This is a genomic window from Mucilaginibacter sp. 3215 (assembly GCF_050433785.1).
Lineage (GTDB): Bacteria > Bacteroidota > Bacteroidia > Sphingobacteriales > Sphingobacteriaceae > Mucilaginibacter.
This window is the reverse complement of the sequence record NZ_JBNPWO010000005.1, coordinates 318637-336663: the sequence shown is the minus strand read 5'-3', so window position 1 is coordinate 336663 and position 18027 is coordinate 318637. Positions and strand designations below refer to the sequence as shown.

General features: G+C 43.3%; 20 protein-coding genes and 1 pseudogene. 11 read left to right on the top strand and 10 right to left on the bottom strand.

Annotated elements, in window-relative coordinates:
* Window positions 1-66 precede the first annotated feature (66 nt).
* Together trmD and rplS are read left to right on the top strand one after the other, a co-directional pair.
* Window positions 67-750, top strand: coding sequence for a tRNA (guanosine(37)-N1)-methyltransferase TrmD (gene trmD, locus ABIC84_RS12220; RefSeq protein WP_429263717.1), 684 nt, complete (start codon window positions 67-69; stop codon window positions 748-750).
* Between the two features lie 225 nt (window positions 751-975).
* Window positions 976-1323 carry a 50S ribosomal protein L19 gene (rplS, locus tag ABIC84_RS12215; RefSeq protein WP_090532282.1) on the top strand — a complete coding sequence of 116 codons (348 nt, stop codon included), beginning with the start codon at window positions 976-978 and terminating at the stop codon, window positions 1321-1323.
* A 721-nt stretch (window positions 1324-2044) separates the two neighbouring features.
* Here the strand turns inward: rplS and ABIC84_RS12210 are convergent.
* From ABIC84_RS12210 to ABIC84_RS12195, 4 genes and pseudogenes are all read right to left on the bottom strand, one after another.
* Window positions 2045-2698, bottom strand: a pseudogene (locus ABIC84_RS12210) (phosphatidylserine decarboxylase family protein); the annotation flags it as partial.
* 26 nt (window positions 2699-2724) lie between these two features.
* Window positions 2725-3531, bottom strand: a complete 807-nt coding sequence (locus tag ABIC84_RS12205) for a phosphatidate cytidylyltransferase (RefSeq protein WP_429263716.1) — start codon at window positions 3529-3531, stop codon at window positions 2725-2727.
* Window positions 3528-3740: a DUF2007 domain-containing protein gene (locus ABIC84_RS12200; RefSeq protein ID WP_091167115.1), complete on the bottom strand. Its 213-nt coding sequence runs from the start codon at window positions 3738-3740 to the stop codon at window positions 3528-3530. The genes ABIC84_RS12205 and ABIC84_RS12200 overlap by 4 nt, the downstream gene beginning before the upstream one ends.
* Window positions 3741-4685 (bottom strand): CPBP family intramembrane glutamic endopeptidase, encoded by a 945-nt coding sequence (locus ABIC84_RS12195; protein WP_429263715.1) that lies wholly within the window; start codon window positions 4683-4685, stop codon window positions 3741-3743.
* Window positions 4686-4724: 39 nt separating this feature from the next.
* Between ABIC84_RS12195 and dusB the strand changes: the two genes are divergently transcribed.
* On the top strand, window positions 4725-5717 hold the full coding sequence (gene dusB, locus ABIC84_RS12190; protein ID WP_429263714.1) for a tRNA dihydrouridine synthase DusB: 993 nt from the start codon (window positions 4725-4727) through the stop codon (window positions 5715-5717).
* A 45-nt stretch (window positions 5718-5762) separates the two neighbouring features.
* Window positions 5763-6149: a Co2+/Mg2+ efflux protein ApaG gene (apaG, locus tag ABIC84_RS12185; protein WP_090532292.1), complete on the top strand. Its 387-nt coding sequence runs from the start codon at window positions 5763-5765 to the stop codon at window positions 6147-6149.
* A gap of 109 nt (window positions 6150-6258) precedes the next feature.
* Here apaG and ABIC84_RS12180 read toward each other — a convergent pair whose 3' ends face one another.
* On the bottom strand, window positions 6259-7200 hold the full coding sequence (locus tag ABIC84_RS12180) for a hypothetical protein (protein ID WP_429263713.1): 942 nt from the start codon (window positions 7198-7200) through the stop codon (window positions 6259-6261).
* 227 nt (window positions 7201-7427) lie between these two features.
* Window positions 7428-8156, bottom strand: coding sequence for a zinc metallopeptidase (locus ABIC84_RS12175; protein WP_090532294.1), 729 nt, complete (start codon window positions 8154-8156; stop codon window positions 7428-7430).
* A 149-nt stretch (window positions 8157-8305) separates the two neighbouring features.
* Between ABIC84_RS12175 and ABIC84_RS12170 the strand changes: the two genes are divergently transcribed.
* The 7 genes from ABIC84_RS12170 to bshC all read left to right on the top strand — a co-directional run bounded on the left by ABIC84_RS12170 (window position 8306) and on the right by bshC (window position 14974).
* Window positions 8306-9448 carry an NAD(P)/FAD-dependent oxidoreductase gene (locus tag ABIC84_RS12170; protein ID WP_426583640.1) on the top strand — a complete coding sequence of 381 codons (1143 nt, stop codon included), beginning with the start codon at window positions 8306-8308 and terminating at the stop codon, window positions 9446-9448.
* Between the two features lie 419 nt (window positions 9449-9867).
* On the top strand, window positions 9868-10101 hold the full coding sequence (rpmB, locus tag ABIC84_RS12165) for a 50S ribosomal protein L28 (RefSeq protein WP_022830076.1): 234 nt from the start codon (window positions 9868-9870) through the stop codon (window positions 10099-10101).
* Between the two features lie 82 nt (window positions 10102-10183).
* A complete protein-coding gene (gene rpmG / locus ABIC84_RS12160) occupies window positions 10184-10366 on the top strand; it encodes a 50S ribosomal protein L33 (protein ID WP_022830075.1) in 183 nt (60 codons plus the stop codon).
* An 83-nt stretch (window positions 10367-10449) separates the two neighbouring features.
* Entirely contained in the window at window positions 10450-10614 is a 165-nt protein-coding gene (locus tag ABIC84_RS12155; RefSeq protein ID WP_090532298.1) for a DUF4295 domain-containing protein, read from the top strand.
* A gap of 206 nt (window positions 10615-10820) precedes the next feature.
* Window positions 10821-11786, top strand: coding sequence for a signal recognition particle-docking protein FtsY (gene ftsY / locus ABIC84_RS12150; protein ID WP_129568978.1), 966 nt, complete (start codon window positions 10821-10823; stop codon window positions 11784-11786).
* A 102-nt stretch (window positions 11787-11888) separates the two neighbouring features.
* Entirely contained in the window at window positions 11889-13226 is a 1338-nt protein-coding gene (gene rimO, locus ABIC84_RS12145) for a 30S ribosomal protein S12 methylthiotransferase RimO (protein WP_426583636.1), read from the top strand.
* Window positions 13227-13357: 131 nt separating this feature from the next.
* Window positions 13358-14974 carry a bacillithiol biosynthesis cysteine-adding enzyme BshC gene (gene bshC, locus ABIC84_RS12140; RefSeq protein ID WP_429263712.1) on the top strand — a complete coding sequence of 539 codons (1617 nt, stop codon included), beginning with the start codon at window positions 13358-13360 and terminating at the stop codon, window positions 14972-14974.
* Between the two features lie 239 nt (window positions 14975-15213).
* Here the strand turns inward: bshC and ABIC84_RS12135 are convergent, their stop codons facing one another.
* The 4 genes from ABIC84_RS12135 to ABIC84_RS12120 all read right to left on the bottom strand — a co-directional run bounded on the left by ABIC84_RS12135 (window position 15214) and on the right by ABIC84_RS12120 (window position 18017).
* Window positions 15214-15921, bottom strand: a complete 708-nt coding sequence (locus tag ABIC84_RS12135; RefSeq protein WP_429263711.1) for a peptidoglycan DD-metalloendopeptidase family protein — start codon at window positions 15919-15921, stop codon at window positions 15214-15216.
* Between the two features lie 9 nt (window positions 15922-15930).
* On the bottom strand, window positions 15931-16308 hold the full coding sequence (gene rbfA, locus ABIC84_RS12130) for a 30S ribosome-binding factor RbfA (RefSeq protein ID WP_090532309.1): 378 nt from the start codon (window positions 16306-16308) through the stop codon (window positions 15931-15933).
* A gap of 100 nt (window positions 16309-16408) precedes the next feature.
* Complete coding sequence (locus tag ABIC84_RS12125; RefSeq protein ID WP_090532839.1) at window positions 16409-16774, bottom strand: hypothetical protein; 366 nt, start codon at window positions 16772-16774, stop codon at window positions 16409-16411.
* A gap of 16 nt (window positions 16775-16790) precedes the next feature.
* Window positions 16791-18017: an FtsX-like permease family protein gene (locus tag ABIC84_RS12120; RefSeq protein ID WP_429263710.1), complete on the bottom strand. Its 1227-nt coding sequence runs from the start codon at window positions 18015-18017 to the stop codon at window positions 16791-16793.
* Window positions 18018-18027: the final 10 nt, after the last annotated feature.

The following is an 18027-nucleotide window of genomic DNA, read 5'->3' as shown; positions in this document are numbered from 1 at the left end:
TTCGAAGAGAGGACATTTTTCAGTAATCTTGCATCCTGATTCTTTTATCCTGAGTCTGAAGAAAATATGCGTTTCGATATCATCTCTGTATTGCCCGGTTTGCTTGAAAGCCCTTTTGCACATTCCATTCTGCAGCGTGCACAGAAAAAGGGGATTTCTGAAATTGTTGTTCATAACCTGCGGGATTATGCCACCAATAAGCAAAAAAGCGTGGATGATTATCCTTACGGTGGCGGCAGTGGCATGGTGATGACGATTCCACCTTTTGCGGCATGCATCGAAAAGCTAAAATCAGAGCGCGATTATGACGAGATCATCTTCATGTCGCCCGATGGCGAAACCCTCAATCAGGCTATCGCTAACCAGCTTTCCATCAAAAAAAACATCATTATCCTTTGCGGTCATTACAAAGGTATCGATCAACGCATCCGCGACATTTATGTAACCCGCGAGATCTCTATAGGCGATTACGTACTTTCGGGCGGGGAACTGCCTGCCGCCGTATTGGTTGATGCCGTGGTAAGACTTATCCCCGGTGTATTGAGCGACGAAACATCCGCACTGTCTGATTCGTTCCAGGACGACCTGCTGGACGCTCCTGTTTATACCCGTCCGGCCGACTGGAACGGGCACAAGGTCCCCGAGATCCTTTTAGGAGGCAACACTCCCGAAATAGAAAAATGGCGCCATGAGCAGGCATTGGAACGTACCAAAGCCCGCCGGCCGGATTTGTTGGATAGAGGCGAGTAATGATAATTAATACACCGCGAATACTGGATTAGCTTAGAAAGCGGTTATCAAAACATTAAAACCACTCAATCAATCAACCATTCTCCCTTCCCTTAACCACAACCGGTTGTTAATAAAAAAACTAAATGTGGAAATTTTTAAATTTGGCTTTCATTTATTGAAAATAATCCCTATACTTGCAATCCGATTTTTACGGGCTAAAAATCGCATTAAGAGCTTAAAATCATGGATTTAGTAAAATTTGTTGAAGAGCAATCAGTAGAAAAAAAGCAGCTTCCATCCTTCAAAGCTGGTGATACTGTAAGTGTTCACTATAAAATCAGAGAAGGAAATAAAGAACGCGTTCAGGTTTACCAGGGTGTTGTTATTCAGCGTAACAGCGTTGGTGTAAGCGAAACTTTTACTGTGCGTAAAGTATCAAATGGCATTGGCGTTGAGCGTATCTTCCCTGTTAACTCTCCAAACATCGACAAGATCGAAGTTAACAGCGTTGGTAAAGTTCGTCGTTCTAAACTGTACTACCTGCGTGCCCTTACTGGTAAAGCAGCTCGTATCAAATCAAAACGCGTTTAATTTACCCAGCCGCTTAGCGGTATATAAAAGATTAAAAGGCCTTTCTGAAGTAATTTCGGTAAGGCCTTTTGCTATGTAATGGTTTTTTAAAAACCGTCCTCTTAATCTGTTGATTTTCAAACACGAAGGCAAAGGCAAGCTATCAAAGTAAACTACCGCGGGTTTGTAACCCGTGGTGAACCATGGCTTAAGCTTTCAGTTTCAACGATATCGAATCACAAGTTACGCTGCCACTAAACCTGCGACAGTGCAACAGCCATAAAAACCACGTCATTGCGAGGTACGAAGCAATCCCCAACTTTACAGAGCGAATTTGCATAGCCGCTACACTAATCGGGGATTGCTTCGTACCTCGCAATGACGCATTTAAATAGCTTTTCGAAAAAGCACAAAAAAAGCAGATGAGTTCCCCATCTGCCTTTCTTTATATAAAAACGTACGCTAATTATTCGCTATCCGCTTCCTTTGCCGCATCACCACTATCAACTTTTTTAGCTTTTGATGCAGTTTTTTTCTTAACAGGTTTCTCTGCGGCGCTTTCTTCCACTGCCGGATTTTCAGCTGTCTCAGGATGATCAACTACCAACGAAGGAGCCGGCGTAATGCTATTCATGGTTGGCGTTTCTTCTACCAAAACAGCCGGATCTACCGGTGCTGCAGGCGGCTCGGGAACAACAATTGCATCAGGCTTTGCAGCTTCTTTTACAGGCTCCGGATCAACCAGCTCGGCTAAAATGGTACGACCGCCTTTTACTACATCGCCAATATTTACCAGGATCTTAGTGCCCAGCGGCAGGAAAACATCCACTCTCGAGCCAAACTTAATAAAACCGAACTGCTGGCCCTGCTCAACAATATCCCCTTGTTTAACATACCAAACTATGCGGCGGGCCAGTGCACCGGCTATCTGTCTGAACAATACAGTTACACCTTTGCTGTTTTCAATAGCTATAGTTGTACGTTCGTTCTCGGTTGATGATTTAGGATGCCAAGCCACCAGGTATTTACCTTTATGGTATTTAAAATAACTTACCACACCTGCAATAGGGTTACGGTTCACGTGCACATTAACCGGCGACATGAAAACCGATAATTGAATACGTTTATCTTTTAAAAATTCGGTTTCTTCAGTTTCTTCAATCACTACAACCTTGCCATCGGCAGGGCAAAGGATAGTATTTTCGGCGGTTTCAATATCAAAGAATGGACTGCGGAAAAACTGCAGGATGATCAAAAATAAAGCACCCGAAAAAATATAAACTATCCATTTCAGCGTATGCGCAGTTGGCATGTAAAACTGGATGAGCGCATTTAAAACAAAAATGAACAGGATAGTAATAGCGAGTGAGGTATAGCCTTCTTTATGTATGGTCATTATTTATTGTGTTTAATACAAAACTACTAATTTGAAATTAAGTACAGGTATGCATATACAATTGGCGCGGCCATCAGCAGGCCGTCAAACCTGTCGAGCAGGCCGCCATGGCCTGGTAATATGCCCCCCGAATCTTTTACGTTGAGGCTGCGCTTGAACATGGATTCAACCAGATCACCCATGGTGCCAAAGTTTGAGATAATAAGCGACATAATGATCCAGTCGAAACAATTGTATTCTGTATAAAAACGGCTCAAAATATATGCCGCCAAAGCGCAGATCAGTATGCCCCCGATAAAGCCTTCCCATGATTTTTTAGGCGAGTGCCTTTCGAATAACTTGTTACGGCCAAATTTGCTGCCCACCAGGTAAGCCCCGGTATCATTGCTCCACAGCATAATTAAAAAGCCAAGCGGCACGTGAAAGTTAAAAACACCATCGCCACGGGTAAAAGCCATCGCATGAAAAAACATGAACGGCACAATAGCCATCAGCAAACCCAAATAAGTGAAGCCAATATTAGTGAATGGCGCGGTAGATTTTTTATATAACTCGCCTATCGGAATAAAGCTAAGCAGTATGGGTAGCAGTATAATGTATTTATATGCCGGGAAATAGCAGTTAGCCGCAAAAAAGAAGAACATGATTACGCCGGCAAGTGCCCCGGTAAAACGCTCGGGCTGCATACCGCCCTGTTTAACCAGTTTGTAAAATTCCAAAAGGCAAAACAGACTCAATAACAGGTAAAAAACACTAAATACATATGGGCCTAATAAATTAGACCCAATCATTACGATAATAAAAAATAAGCCAGTGATGGCGCGTTGTTTCATATATTAATTTGATTGAGGATCATGATCTCAATAGCCTTACTAAAATCCTCCTGGTGAATATAAACCTCTATTTCGCCAAAGTTGCGGTGCGATGAATCCTGTTTATTCAGCAAAACGGTATCAATATGATTCCCGGTAAGCATTTGCTTAACAATTTCTGATTGGTAAAAATTAGTTGAAGTAAAAATTTTGACCCAGTTTTTTTCCATTTAACTCAACAGCGGGCTTTTTCCTTTAGCAGTATTTCTGTACATAAAAAGCAAAATTAAAATAATTATCAGGCTTAAAGCATAGCTCTGATAATTAAAAACGTGCTGATCGTTAGGATCAAGGGTGATCCGTTTTTGCGAATACAGGTATAGGATCACCACCTGGGTGGCATTATTTAAAAAATGCGCCCAAACACTTGTCCAGATGCTGCCGCTCCACATCACAAAATATCCAAAAAACACGCCCAGCGCCACACGCGGTAAAAAGGTAAAAAACTCCATATGAAAGGCACTGAAAAGGATAGCAGTAATCCAGATTGCCGCATGCGGATTACCTGTCCACCTAATCATGATGGTTTGCAAACACCCCCTGAATAAAAACTCTTCGGCAATAGCTGTTAATAGCCCAACTACTAAAACCGCAAAAAGCATATCCCATACTGTTTTCATTTGCAGCATGGCTTCCGTAGCTTTTTGGGCCTGAGCCTCCATGGCCCGCAAGGCATCCTCAAGGCCTTTCAAAGAAGCAGGCAAAGCCAGTTTCTGGTTAACGTTTACCAGTACTTCCATAACCGGCGATGAACAGATCATGATAGATAAGATCAGCAGTAACAGCACCGGCGGAAATTTGGGGGTAACCTTCAAATAATCTACAGGCTCCTTTACTATAAAGCGCGCAAAAATTACAGGGGCGAGATACAAAGGCAGCGTAGTGCTGATGATTTGCAACGTCCACAAAGCAGCGCCAACATTCGGGTTTCGGGTATTAAAAGTAAACGTATCAGTAAGCGTTTGTGACCCAAATATCACCCCGATAATTCCGGCAGCTATTAAACCGCACACAATCAGCATCCCTATAGTTAGCGCAATCAGTATTATAAATTGTAAAAACGGCGTTATTTGACTTCCCTGTGGCTGAGGGCTTTGATATGAGGCTTTTATCATTCGATGTAAAATTCGTATTTTTGCAGGCTAAAGATAAGGATGTCTGTACAAATAGGAAATATTGATTTAGGTGAGTTCCCGCTGCTGCTGGCACCGATGGAGGATGTGAGTGATCCGCCCTTCCGCTATGTGTGCAAGCAAAACGGCGCGGATATGATGTATACAGAGTTTATTTCAAGCGAAGGCCTGATCCGCGATGCGGCAAAAAGCAGGCAAAAGCTGGATATTTTTGAATACGAAAGGCCTATCGGCATCCAGATCTTCGGGAGCGATATCGATCACATGCGCGAAGCTACCGAGATTGCTACATTAGCTGGTCCCGATTTAATGGATATTAACTATGGATGTCCGGTAAAACAGGTGGCCTGCCGCGGTGCAGGCGCAAGCCTTTTACAGGATATTGATAAAATGGTTGCCATGACCAAAGCTGTTGTTGAGGCCACGCATTTACCGGTAACTGTAAAAACCCGCCTTGGCTGGGATGATAATACCAAAAATGTTTATGAAGTTGCCGAACGCCTGCAGGATGTAGGTATCAAAGCACTTACTATACACGGCCGTACGCGCTCACAGATGTACAAAGGCGAGGCAGATTGGTCGTTGATCCGCGATATCAAAAAAAATCCGCGGATAAAAATCCCCATTTTCGGCAATGGCGACATCGATTCGCCCGAAAAGGCCGCCGCGTGGCGTATGGAATATGAGGTTGACGGCATGATGATCGGTCGTGCGGCGATTGGTTATCCATGGATTTTCCGCGAAATAAAGCATTATTTTAAAACCGGCGAATACCTGGATAAGCCAACAATTGCCGAACGTGTGGCAGCTTGCCGTGCCCATTTATACAAATCAATAGAGTGGAAAGGCCCTAAAACGGGCATTTTTGAGATGCGCAGGCATTACTCTAATTATTTTAAAGGTATAGATCATTTCAAAGAGTTCAGGATGCGTTTTGTTACTGCCCCTGACCTTGAAGCAGTTGACCAGATATTGGCCGAGATCGAAGAAAAATATGCCATCGAAATGGCTTAATATTTGCTCCCTTTCCATATATTTGAAATAAACGATACTTGTCACATGGTTACCACTATAACTGAGGGTGTTAAGGTTTCCATCGAAACCATATATCAGCCGGAGTATTCAAACCCGGCAAACGATCATTTTATGTTTGCCTACAAGGTAAGCATCGAAAACATGACCAACTACGCCATCAGGTTGATGAGCCGTCACTGGTATATATTTGACTCAAACGGTGCAAAGCGCGAAGTGGAAGGCGAAGGTGTAGTAGGCCAGCAGCCTGTTATTGAGCCGGGCCATACCCATGAGTACGTATCAGGCTGTAACCTCAAAACCGACATGGGCAACATGAAAGGCGAATACCACATGATCCGCCTGTTGGATAACGCCAACTTCAATGTACAAATCCCGGAGTTTTATCTGATAGCGCCATACAGGTTGAATTGAGAGTCAAGACGGCAAGATTCAAGAAACAAGAAAGACACTTAAAAAATATAACGGCCTAATTGATGATTCAGTTAGGCCGTTTCTTTATATATGAGTATTAAGATTGGGGCTATCGTTGTCTTTCCCTATGCGGTCTTTCTTCGCGCGGAGCCAAAGCTTGCCTGCGGGGAGCCCTGTTACTATGCTGCCCGGCAGGTCTTGCACCTGCATTATTTGTAGCGGCAACATTTGCCCTTCTGGCAGGAGCGTGGCTGTTAGTAGCATTATCAGCAGATGGAGCAGCATTAGCTTTATGCGCCTGGCCATCCTCGGCATTTGCTCTTGATGATGGTTGCGCCCGGTTTCCTTCAAGGGTAAAACGGCTTCCGTTAACCTTGTTCATGGCAGCGGTTGCCGGATGCCCGTTATTATTTTTTGCAAATTGGCTTGGATCTTTTACCGCAACCTGCCGGTGGGTAATCTGATCAGCTGTAGGCTGTATATGACTTTCCTTTTCGGCAGCCTGCTCTTGCGGCCGCGGCTTTGCGGTTACACCACCCGGTCCGTTAAAACTGTTATTATTAACGGTAACATTGTTATTGATAACAGTTTTGTTGACATAGGTATTATGCACAACCGTATTATTAACATTCACTACAGCGGTGTTGTACTGAAATGAATTACCGGCCCAGCGCCCGCCAACATAACCGGTTCCAACATAACCGTAGCCATAATTAACCCCGCCGTAAAACCCGATATGGCGGCCCCAATAACCCTCATGGTAAACATACACAGCACCGTCGTAGCCCCAGTACCCGGGTGTCCACAAATAACCCACCCTGGGCGGGCTTACCCATACACCCGGAACCCAGTAATATCCGCCATCCTGGTCATAAGCCCAATAACCGGGTGTCCACAAATACCCGTCAACAGGGCAGGGCGGCTGGGTATAGGTTGGCAATACAGGCGGTGCTATATTTACAGAAACACTTATACTGATTTGTGCATAGGCTTTAACGGATGCTGCTGACACTATCAAAAGCACCATAAATACACTTGCTATTTTTTTCATGATATATGATTTTACCCAAACCTACCCGTGTAACATGAACATTACATTAAGTTTCGGCGGCTTAGATGAACGAAACATGAAGTAGAGACAGGAAGTCAAGATTCAAGAAACAAGAAAAGAAAACTTAAAGAGAAAGCCCTAACCGAATTGTCGATTAGGGCCTTTTTTGCTTCTTGATTTCGTTCTTCCTTCTTTAACTCTTGATTTCTTGCCTCCTGCCTCTAATCTCAATTCCTCCTGTTAAACAAAAACGAAGCATAGTAAACCAGCGTAGCCAAAGCGCTCAACGCGGCAACTACATAGGTCATGGCAGCCCACCAGAGGGCATCTTTTGCCATTTCATGTTCTTGTCCGGTTTGTACTACAGCATAATTGTTATCCAACCAGGCTAACGCCCGGCGACTTGCATCAAACTCAACCGGCAGGGTTATAAAGCTAAAAAATGTAACCAGTGCAAGCGCGGCAACACCAACTGCCAAAACATAAGGGCTACCTGAAAAGAATAACAGCATAATGCCGATGAACAAAGTCCATTGGGTAATAGTTGATGCCACGTTGATAACGGGCACCATAGCCGAACGGAAACTTAGCCAGCCATAAGCTTCGGCATGTTGCACAGCATGGCCGCATTCATGTGCGGCGACAGCGGCAGCGGCGATACTGCGGCTGTAAAAAACATCGGTACTCAGGTTAACTGTTTTCGTTTCGGGGTTATAATGATCGGTAAGCTGTCCTTCAACACAAATTACCTGTACATCAAAGATACCATGGGCGCGCAGCATCTTCACGGCTACTTCCTGTCCCGATAAGCCAGACATTAAGCCAATTTCAGAATACTGCTTAATTTTACTCCTGAACCGCCATTGTACAATAAAGCTTACCAGGGCAACAATAATCATCAGGAACCAGGCCGAGTTCGGCGCGATGTATCCCATAATTAATGATATGTGATTCATATGATATTGATAAATATAAGTTAAAACTAAGTAGGTTGAAACCTTACAAACGTTACAGCGCTTGTTCAAAAACTATTCCGCTTTAAGCAAAAGTTTAAAAGCATTCGGTTACCTCAAAGTTTTTGCCTCCCGAATAGCTATTTTTGAACATGTTAGAGCCATCATTTTCATACTGGGAGCGTACAGCCTTTACTGATAATGCCGATGTTATCATTATTGGCAGCGGACTTGTTGGCCTTAGCGCCGCCCTTCAGTTAAAAAAACAGCAACCAACCTTAAAAGTTTTAGTGTTGGAACGAGGCTTCTTACCGTCAGGCGCCAGTACTAAAAACGCTGGTTTTGCCTGTTTTGGTACAGTTTCGGAGCAAATTGAGGCAATAAATCATTCATCAGAAACGGAGGCCATGCACCTGGTAGCTTACAAGTGGAAAGGACTGCAACGTTTAAGGGAAAATTTGGGTGACGCTAACATCGATTATTATCAATATGGCGGGCATGAACTGTTTATGGATCATGAGGAAAGCCATGCACGTGAGTGTATTGATCAAATAAACCACCTTAACAAATTATTAAAACAAGCTATAGGCCGGGCTGACATTTATTCAGTAGCCGATGAAAAAATTGCAGGTTTTGGCTTCAATAAAGTGAAGCATATCATATACAACCCTTTTGAAGGACAGATTCACACCGGCAAAATGATGCGTGCTCTATTATATAAAGCATACCAACTCGGCGTATTGGTACTTAATAATTGTGGCATTTCCGTTATCGGGCAGGAAGATCAGCACATCAGGCTAAGTACCTCGCAAGGTATTTTTAAAGCGGGCAAAGTGATCCTGGCTACAAATGCTTTTGCAAGCCAGCTATATCCTCAGCTTGATGTAGTACCCGGCCGCGGACAGGTAATGATTACCAAGCCTGTTCCAGGGTTAAAACTTAAAGGCACTTATCATTTTAACCAGGGTTATTACTACTTCCGCAATATTGATGGGCGGGTATTGTTTGGCGGCGGCCGTAACCTCAATTATAAAGCGGAAGAAACCTGGGATTTTGGCCATACCGATGAAGTTAAACAGCAATTGATAAACTATCTGAACCAGGTGATTCTCCCCGGCCAAAATGTTGAGATTGATTATTGGTGGAGCGGCATCATGGGTTTCGGGCAGGACATCAGCCCGATAGTAAAACAAGTGCAGCCTAATATTTTTTGTGCTGTGAGATGCAATGGCATGGGCGTGGCGATGGGGAGTTTGGTAGGCGAGGAAGTAGCAGAGTTGTTACTTAATTCGTAAGTAATTGATTTTAAAAGCCCGATAAATTGGGATGTAAAAACGGCCTCTTAACCACATCATTGAACCCATTGCGTGCGGCCCCCCGGAGCGGAGACACGGTAAGGAGCCCGGGCCGAAGCAACGCTCTGTAATCGTTGATTAAAATTGTTTGCCGATTTTGTGTGAACCCGATTTGATGAAACTAAAAGAATTCATCGAATTTATTTAGCATTCTGTTAATTGATCAAATTACAGGATCTGGGTTCAGACAACAGTAAGCACAGGTAAAAATAACCTGTTATCAGCTAAATAGATAAGCGCCTGGCACTGCTGTAAATCTTTTTTGAAAATTTTTCAAATCACTGTTGAATATTTGATTTAAAAGTCTGATATTTGCAAACTCTTTTTGGATAAAGGGTTGATAATTAAAAATATTTGTCATGTCAAGAATTTGTGATCTAACAGGAAAAGGATCTATCGTAGGTAACAACGTTTCAAACTCAAACGTTAAAACAAAACGCAGGTTTCATCCTAACTTGAAACTTAAAAAGTTTTATATTCCTGAAGAAGATAAATGGATTACCTTAAAGGTGTCTACTTCTGCTGTAAAAACTATCAGCAAAAACGGTATTACCGCCTGCATCAATAAATTTGTTAAAAAAGGCTACATTTAGTAGTTAGCTTTCAAGTTTAGCAGTATAATAAAATTGAAAAATTACGTAAGCCGTGAGGTGACACGTACAACATAAAAAGAAAATGGCAAAAAAAGGCAACAGGGTTCAGGTGATTTTAGAGTGCACCGAACACAAAACAAGCGGTATGCCAGGCATGTCTCGCTATATCACCACTAAGAACAAAAAAAATACAACTGAAAGATTAGAGTTGAAAAAATTCAACCCTGTTTTGAGGAAAGTAACCGTTCACAAAGAGATTAAATAATTAGTTGACCGAATTGATTGGCTCATTAAGTTTTAATTTGATATGGCCAACTCAATAATTCACTAAATCAATAATTAAACAACATGGCAAAGAAAGTAGTTGCAACGCTGAAAGTAGCAGGTAAAGGCAAAGAATATTCAAAAGTGATCACCATGAATAAATCACCTAAAACTGGTGCTTATTCATTCAAAGAGCAAATTGTCCCTAACGATTTAGTTAAGGATGCAATTGCAGGTAAAACTATATAATCACTCTTTGATTAAAATATTGAAGCCGTCTTGTTTTAACGAGAGGGCTTTTTTTGTTGAATGAAATTAGATGTGCAAATTTCAGGTGTGCAAATGCGCAGATGAAGAAAGGTGATTTGATATGGCAACATATTTGAATACTGAAATTAGTACATTGAACAAACAATCTGCACATCTGAAATTAGCACATTTGCATATCAACGAACATGGGATTATTTGATTTTTTTAAGAAAAAGGAAAACACGCAGCAGGAACAGCAGGCGCTTGATACCGGTTTGGAAAAAACCAAGGATAACTTTTTTTCAAAGATCACCAAAGCCATCGCCGGTAAATCAACCGTTGATGATGATGTGTTGGATGAGCTGGAAGAGATCCTGGTTACATCCGACGTTGGCGTAAGCACCACGCTCAAGATCATTGACAGGATCCAGGCCCGTGTTGCTCGCGATAAATACGTAAGCACAAACGAGCTGAACGCCCTGTTAAAAGATGAAATTCAGCAACTGCTTGCCGAAAACAACAGTAACGACTTCCGCAATTTTGAATATGGCGATCATAAGCCATACGTAATTATGGTGGTTGGCGTTAACGGCGTAGGTAAAACTACTACTATAGGCAAGCTGGCTCATAAGCTAAAGCAGGCTGGCAACCAGGTTGTTTTAGGCGCCGCCGATACCTTTCGCGCAGCCGCGGTTGACCAGATTAAACTTTGGGGCGAACGTGTTGGGGTAAAAGTTGTTGCCCAGGCCATGGGATCCGATCCGGCTTCGGTTGCTTATGATACCCTTCGTTCGGCTGTGGCCAATGGCGATGATGTAGCTATTATAGATACTGCCGGCCGTTTGCATAATAAAGTTGGTTTGATGAACGAGCTAACCAAAATCAAGAACGTGATGCAAAAGGTGATCCCCGGTGCTCCGCATGAGATACTGCTGGTACTGGACGCCTCAACCGGGCAAAACGCCATTGAGCAATGCAAGCAGTTTACCGAAGCTACCAATGTAAACGCCTTGGCGCTAACCAAATTGGATGGTACAGCTAAAGGTGGTGTGGTTATAGGAATATCAGATCAGTTTAAGATCCCGGTTAAATATATAGGTGTTGGCGAGGGAATGGATCACCTGCAGCTGTTTGACAGGCAGGCGTTTGTAGATAGCTTATTTAAGCAATAACAGCCCCGCCCAACCCTCTCCGGTAGGGAGGGCTAAATGAACTTGAAAGTCTCCCCTACCGGAGGAGATTTAGAGGGGGCTTCCCTCAATGATTAGTGTGTTATGAAGACAAAAGAAATTTCCCGTCCATCAGTTAAACAGGCCAAACCCCGTGTAAACGTGGTTACGTTAGGCTGTTCAAAAAATATTTACGATTCGGAAATATTGATGGGCCAATTGAAGGGCAACCAGTTTGATGTGGTGCATGAGGCCGAGAAGGTAGGCAAAAATGATATTATAGTAATTAATACCTGTGGCTTTATTGATAATGCCAAGCAGGAATCGATAGATACTATTCTGCAATACAGCGAACTCAAGGAGCAGGGCAAAGTAGGCAAGGTGATTGTTACCGGCTGCCTGAGCGAACGCTATAAACCCGAACTTGAAGCTGAGATCACCAATGTTGATGCCTACTTTGGCACTAATGACCTGCAAAATTTATTAGCTACCGTAGGCGCAAACTATAAACACGAGTTGATAGGCGAGCGTTTATTAACCACACCTTCGCACTTTGCTTATTTTAAAATTGCTGAAGGCTGTAACCGCCCATGTTCTTTTTGTGCTATCCCTTTGATGCGGGGTAAGCACCTGAGCTCACCTATTGAGCAACTGGTTGAGGATGCTAAGAAATTGGCTAAAAACGGAACAAAAGAACTCATCCTGATTGCACAGGATTTAACCTATTACGGCCTCGACCTTTACGGCAAACGCAATCTGGATGAGCTGCTTCGCCGTTTATCTGATGTGAACGGTATTGAGTGGATCAGGCTGCAGTACGCTTACCCTTCAGGCTTCCCAATGGAGATCCTGGATGTGATGAACGAGCGTGAAAATATTTGCAAATACATGGATATGCCTTTGCAGCACATCACCGATAACATGCTGAAATCGATGCGCCGCGGTATCACCAAGCAAAAAACCATTGATATAGTTAACGAGATCCGCGACCGTGTACCGGGCATTGCTATGCGTACTACACTGATCACCGGTTACCCGGGCGAAACCCAGCAGGATTTTGAAGAGATGGCACAATGGGTTGAGGATACCAGGTTCGACCGTTTGGGCTGTTTCACCTATTCGCACGAGGAAAAGACCCACGCCCATACTTTGGTTGATGATGTACCTGAAGAAGTAAAACAGGAGCGTGCCGATGCCATTATGGAAATCCAGCAGGGCATTTCTTTTGATAAAAACCAGGAAAAGATCGGCAATACCTATAAAGTGCTGATTGACAAAAAGGATGGTGGCTATTTTGTTGGCCGTACAGAATTTGATTCGCCCGAGGTTGATAACGAAGTTTTGATTGATGCCAGCATTGATTATGCTACCGTTGGCAGCTTTGTTAACGTAAAGATAGACAGCGCCGAAGACTTTGACCTTTATGGACAAATTGTAAAATAATGTTAATTTGCGGTCGGCTGTAAAGCGATTTGCGATTTATAATCTAATTTCGACATCAGCATTTAATTTTATTTGCTGATGTTTTGTTTTAGGGGAAATCTGAACTGAGCATCCAAAACCCGAAATCAACAATGGACGCATCCTGTATAAGTTATAAAGACACCGGTTTTTTTTCAAGCACAGTTGCCGAATATATCGACAATAAACCCGAACTACACCCTTTTTATGGTTACCGTCCGGATATGGCCGGTTTTGCCGAATTTCTGAAAAACAAAAAGGTAGTTGCTGACCGCGAAGTGCTGGTACGTGTTTTAACTAAGCAATATGAGTGTTTAGGCAAAGAGCCGGGTAAATTATGCACTTATTCAACTGCCCTTACAGCCCAAAACCTGGAGCTGTTAAAACAGGATAATACCTATACCATTACAACCGGCCACCAGCTTAATATCTTCGCCGGACCTTTATATTTCCTTTATAAAATTGCAACGGCCATTAAACTGGCGCAGCAGTTAAAAGCCGCCCATCCCGATAAAAATTTTGTGCCTGTTTACTGGATGGCCAGCGAAGACCACGACTTTGCCGAGATCAACTATACTAACATAGGTGGTAAAAAAGTGCACTGGTGGTACGAGGCTTCGGGAGCCACAGGTCGTATCGACCCGGTGAGCATGCGCCAGGCACTTAACCATTACAAAGGCGTTTTAGGCATGGAAGGTCACGCTACTGATCTTGCCGAAATTGTTGAAACAGCCTATACCAAATTTGATAAGCTTGCTGATGCTACCAGATATCTTGTTAATTCACTTTTCGGACAATATGGTTTAGTTATCATTGATGCCGATGACCATGAATTTAAAAAAGAGTTCGCGGCCATTATTGAGCAGGATATCATTGGTCAGCATAGTTTTAAAAACATTACCGAAACTAACCAAAAACTACATGAGCTTGGTGTACACATCCAGGTTAACCCACGCGAGATCAATTTCTTTTACCTGAAAGATCAGCTTCGCGAGCGGATAGTTTTCGAGAATGACAGCTACCAGGTGCTTAATACTGAGATAAAGTTTACCGAAGCTGAGCTTAAAAAGGAGATCGCCGAATACCCGGAACGTTTTAGCCCTAATGTGGTGATGCGCCCGCTGTACCAGGAATGTATTTTACCAAACATTGCCTACATCGGTGGTGGTGCAGAGGTAGTTTACTGGCTCGAGTTGAAATCCAATTTTGATCATTATAAAATTGATTTTCCTATCCTCATCCTTCGCAACTCGGCTTTGGTGATCAAAAAAGAACAGGCCGCCAAGGTTGAACGTATGAACCTTGACGCTATAGACCTGTTTAAACAAAGCGATGCCCTGCAAACCTATTGGATCAAAAAGCACAGCGGCCATAACCTGAGCATTGCCGAAGAATGGCGCGAAATGGAAAACCTTTTTGAGAAAATAAAACTCCGCGCCTACAAGATAGATCCTACCCTTTCACCATCAGCTGCGGCTGTACAGGCCCGCCTTAAAAAGGCCATGGATAACCTTGAAAAGAAACTGATCCGTGCAGAAAAGAGAAATTACAGTGTACGGTTGGAGCAGCTAACCGCTGTCAAAGCCGAGCTCTTCCCTAAAGACAGCCTGCAGGAGCGTTCTGAAAACTTCGGCCTCATGTATGTAAAATGGGGGCAAACTTTTATTGATGAGCTTATCCGCCTGTTTGAACCGCTTGATTTTAAGTTTACGGTATTAACGGAGAAATAACAGCAGGAGGCATAAGCTATCCCTGCCCTTTTTAGCGCAAGTCTTGTGTGGGGGGATATAAGCGTGGATGACTTGTGCTTTTCCGAATGTATCGTCCTAAAAAAAGTTTACAGTTTAAATGCTAAATCCTGTTATACGTTTACGCAGAAGGCACAAGTTACCTCAGCATTTGCAATCACACAAAACTTGCGCCAGCTAAGAATTGTGAGCGAGACGTAATTATGCATCTCTACGGGGTGCTACCCTACATTCACCGCTCTCGGAAACTTCAATATCAACCCGGGGTCAGGTATATTCTTCTGCCAGATCTCTTTTTCTGAAAACTTAGCTACGCCGGGATAATCGCCTTGTTTACCTTCCATATCAAACATCAGCTGGAAATGTAAATGCGGTGGCCAATGGCCGTTTTCATCGGCATTGCCAAGGGTTGCTATTTGGTTGTTTTTAGACACAGGCATACCTTTAGAAAGCCCCTTCAGGCTTTTACGGCTTAAATGCCCGTACAGGCTATAAAGGGTTAAGCCATCAAGGTCGTGTTGTAAAATAATGGTTGGGCCGTAATCGCCAATAGTATTATTATCCTGGTAACTGTGTACCATGCCATCAAGCGGGGCGTATACAGGCGTTCCGGCATCGCTCCAGATATCGACGCCCAAATGCAGGCGCCGGGGCTCATCATCCGTGTCAAAATGACTGCTAAAGGCATAAATGGTACGGTGTTCCATATACCCGCCAATACCGTAACGGCAATTGTAGTCGCGCAGCTTTTCGCTCACTAACTGGCTAAACATCCACGGCTTGTTAATAACCTCAGCCGTCAACTCCTTATTGGCGGCGGTAAGGTCAAAATGGTAAAGGCGGTCATGATCTGCATCAAAATCAACCACTTTGCCAATGGCTTCGGGATGATTGTTAACGTAATTAGCAAACAGCGTGTGCCGGTCCATCAGTGGTTATCAGTTTTCTTCGGTATCGGGCTGGCGTTCCTCTTTACTGATCTTATCAAAGATCTTGTCCATGCGTTCAACGTATTCGCTGGTATCGTCAACAAAAAACTCAAGCTGCGGAATGATCCTTACCTGGTCTTTGATGCGGGCGCCCAGTTTGTACCTGATCTCCGAAGCGTGCGATTTGATGGTATGCAAAGCGGTTTGCACATTAGGGTTACCCAAAAAGCTTAAAAATATACGGGCTATAGCCAAATCGGGCGTTACGCGTACCTTGGTTATGGTTACCAGTGTATTAGGCAAATAATTCATGCCTTCGCGCTGAAAAATAGCTGCAAGGTCTTCCTGTATTACTCCGGCAAATTTTTGCTGACGTTTTGATTCCATGGGTTGTTAGTTACGCCGATAAGGCAGATGAGTTGTTTAATGCTTAATGCAAAAGCCTAAGTTATTGTTTTAGGCTTTTATTAACAATGGTGGCAGGGCGTTAATTACATACGTCCTGCGGGATCTCTTTGGTTATTTTTACTACCTTTTTTACAACGAGGGTACTGTCATATTCAGACCCGCGGCCAACATCGCCCGATTTTGATTTGATGCCCTCAACCTCCACGTAAACCGGTTCGTAGGGTTTTTCGAAATTGAGTTGCGAATACTGAAGCTCCAACTGAGCCGAACTGTCAACAGCCCAAAACTCCTGGCCGCTATCGCAATCTTTAAATGATTTAATTTCGGGCCCCGCGCTGTACAAGCCTTTATAAAGCGTAACCCCGTCTTTTTTATGGGCATCATTATTACATGCGTAAACAGCAATAACAACAAGCAGCAAAACAAAAACTTTGATATACCTCATACCCATTTTAACAAATTTACAAATCCTGTTTGATTTCATCCAATCCTTTAATACTTAAACGGGCGCTGATGCCGGCAGCTATTACCGAAATGCCGCCAACGGTTAGCAGCACCAGGCCAAAATCCTTAATTTTAAGATCGATAGGATACGAGTCTAACACCGACATTTTGGCCCCCATTTTTATCCATCCGTAATGCTGCTGCAACAGGCAAAAAATGGTGCCCAGCGTTATGCCGATAATACAGCCAATAGCGGTGATCATCATTCCCTCAAAAAAGAAAATTCCCTGGATCATATTTTTATTGGCGCCCAGTCCGCTTAAAATGGCAATGTCCTTGCGCTTATCAATAACCAGCATGGTTAACGAGCCAATGATATTAAATATTGCGATGATAAGCACAAAGGTAAGGATCATGTAAACCGCCCAGCTTTCGTAATTAAGGGTTTTGTAAAGCTCGCTGTTTTGTTCCTTGCGGTTTTTTACGGTAAAGTTATTCCCTATTTTATCCTGGATGTCTTTTTGCATGGCATCGATACTGGTGCCGCGCTTAAAATTAAGCTGTAGTGAAGAAACATTTACCGGCTGGTCAAGCAGATCGCGGGCAAACTCAATGGGGGTTACAGCTATGTCATCAAATTCCTGCTGTATGGCAAACACTCCCGATGGATTAATACTGCGTACAACAAATTCATTTAAAGGATTAGCCGAATTTTCCGCACCGCGCCGCGGCGAATAGATCTGCATGGACGAAAGCTCGTCATGAACATTAATACCCAAGCTCCCCTGTATGGTAGCGCCAATTACAGCAAAATTTTGATCGCCGCTTTTAAGCGTGAATGAGCCGCTGGCTATGGTACTATCGAGCTGGTTGTTTTTCAAAAAATCATCGCTCACGCCCATTACGGTACCTAAAAATGGTTTATCACCATATTTGATTAGGGCTTTTTCCTGCAATACTTCGGTAAATGAAAATACGCGCGCATCTTTATGCAGGGAGGCAAAGTAAGGCGTGTTGGGATTAAAAGTTTTGCCCAGTTTGGTTTCGATCTTTATTTCGGGCGTAAAGTTGCTGTATAACGAAAGGATAACTTTTTCAAAGCCATTGAACACCGAAAGAATGATAAGCAAAGCCGCGCTGCCAATGAGCACCCCCAACATGGATATACCCGAAATAATATTGATAGCATGCATTTTTTTGCCCGAGAACAGGTAACGCTTTGCTATGTAAATGGAGGTGTTCAATTGTGTGGGA

Excerpts from the sequence above, each read along its gene's own strand:
- rbfA (WP_090532309.1), bottom strand. The coding sequence starts at position 16,308 with ATGGAATCAAAACGTCAGCAAAAATTTGCCGGAGTAATACAGGAAGAC.
- rpmB (WP_022830076.1), top strand. The coding sequence starts at position 9,868 with ATGTCAAGAATTTGTGATCTAACAGGAAAAGGATCTATCGTAGGTAAC.
- rpmG (WP_022830075.1), top strand. The coding sequence starts at position 10,184 with ATGGCAAAAAAAGGCAACAGGGTTCAGGTGATTTTAGAGTGCACCGAA.
- ABIC84_RS12170 (WP_426583640.1), top strand. The coding sequence starts at position 8,306 with ATGTTAGAGCCATCATTTTCATACTGGGAGCGTACAGCCTTTACTGAT.
- ftsY (WP_129568978.1), top strand. The coding sequence starts at position 10,821 with ATGGGATTATTTGATTTTTTTAAGAAAAAGGAAAACACGCAGCAGGAA.
- ABIC84_RS12155 (WP_090532298.1), top strand. The coding sequence starts at position 10,450 with ATGGCAAAGAAAGTAGTTGCAACGCTGAAAGTAGCAGGTAAAGGCAAA.
- ABIC84_RS12195 (WP_429263715.1), bottom strand. The coding sequence starts at position 4,685 with ATGATAAAAGCCTCATATCAAAGCCCTCAGCCACAGGGAAGTCAAATA.
- dusB (WP_429263714.1), top strand. The coding sequence starts at position 4,725 with ATGTCTGTACAAATAGGAAATATTGATTTAGGTGAGTTCCCGCTGCTG.
- trmD (WP_429263717.1), top strand. The coding sequence starts at position 67 with ATGCGTTTCGATATCATCTCTGTATTGCCCGGTTTGCTTGAAAGCCCT.
- ABIC84_RS12205 (WP_429263716.1), bottom strand. The coding sequence starts at position 3,531 with ATGAAACAACGCGCCATCACTGGCTTATTTTTTATTATCGTAATGATT.
- apaG (WP_090532292.1), top strand. The coding sequence starts at position 5,763 with ATGGTTACCACTATAACTGAGGGTGTTAAGGTTTCCATCGAAACCATA.
- ABIC84_RS12180 (WP_429263713.1), bottom strand. The coding sequence starts at position 7,200 with ATGAAAAAAATAGCAAGTGTATTTATGGTGCTTTTGATAGTGTCAGCA.
- ABIC84_RS12175 (WP_090532294.1), bottom strand. The coding sequence starts at position 8,156 with ATGAATCACATATCATTAATTATGGGATACATCGCGCCGAACTCGGCC.
- rimO (WP_426583636.1), top strand. The coding sequence starts at position 11,889 with ATGAAGACAAAAGAAATTTCCCGTCCATCAGTTAAACAGGCCAAACCC.
- bshC (WP_429263712.1), top strand. The coding sequence starts at position 13,358 with ATGGACGCATCCTGTATAAGTTATAAAGACACCGGTTTTTTTTCAAGC.
- rplS (WP_090532282.1), top strand. The coding sequence starts at position 976 with ATGGATTTAGTAAAATTTGTTGAAGAGCAATCAGTAGAAAAAAAGCAG.
- ABIC84_RS12200 (WP_091167115.1), bottom strand. The coding sequence starts at position 3,740 with ATGGAAAAAAACTGGGTCAAAATTTTTACTTCAACTAATTTTTACCAA.
- ABIC84_RS12125 (WP_090532839.1), bottom strand. The coding sequence starts at position 16,774 with ATGAGGTATATCAAAGTTTTTGTTTTGCTGCTTGTTGTTATTGCTGTT.
- ABIC84_RS12135 (WP_429263711.1), bottom strand. The coding sequence starts at position 15,921 with ATGGACCGGCACACGCTGTTTGCTAATTACGTTAACAATCATCCCGAA.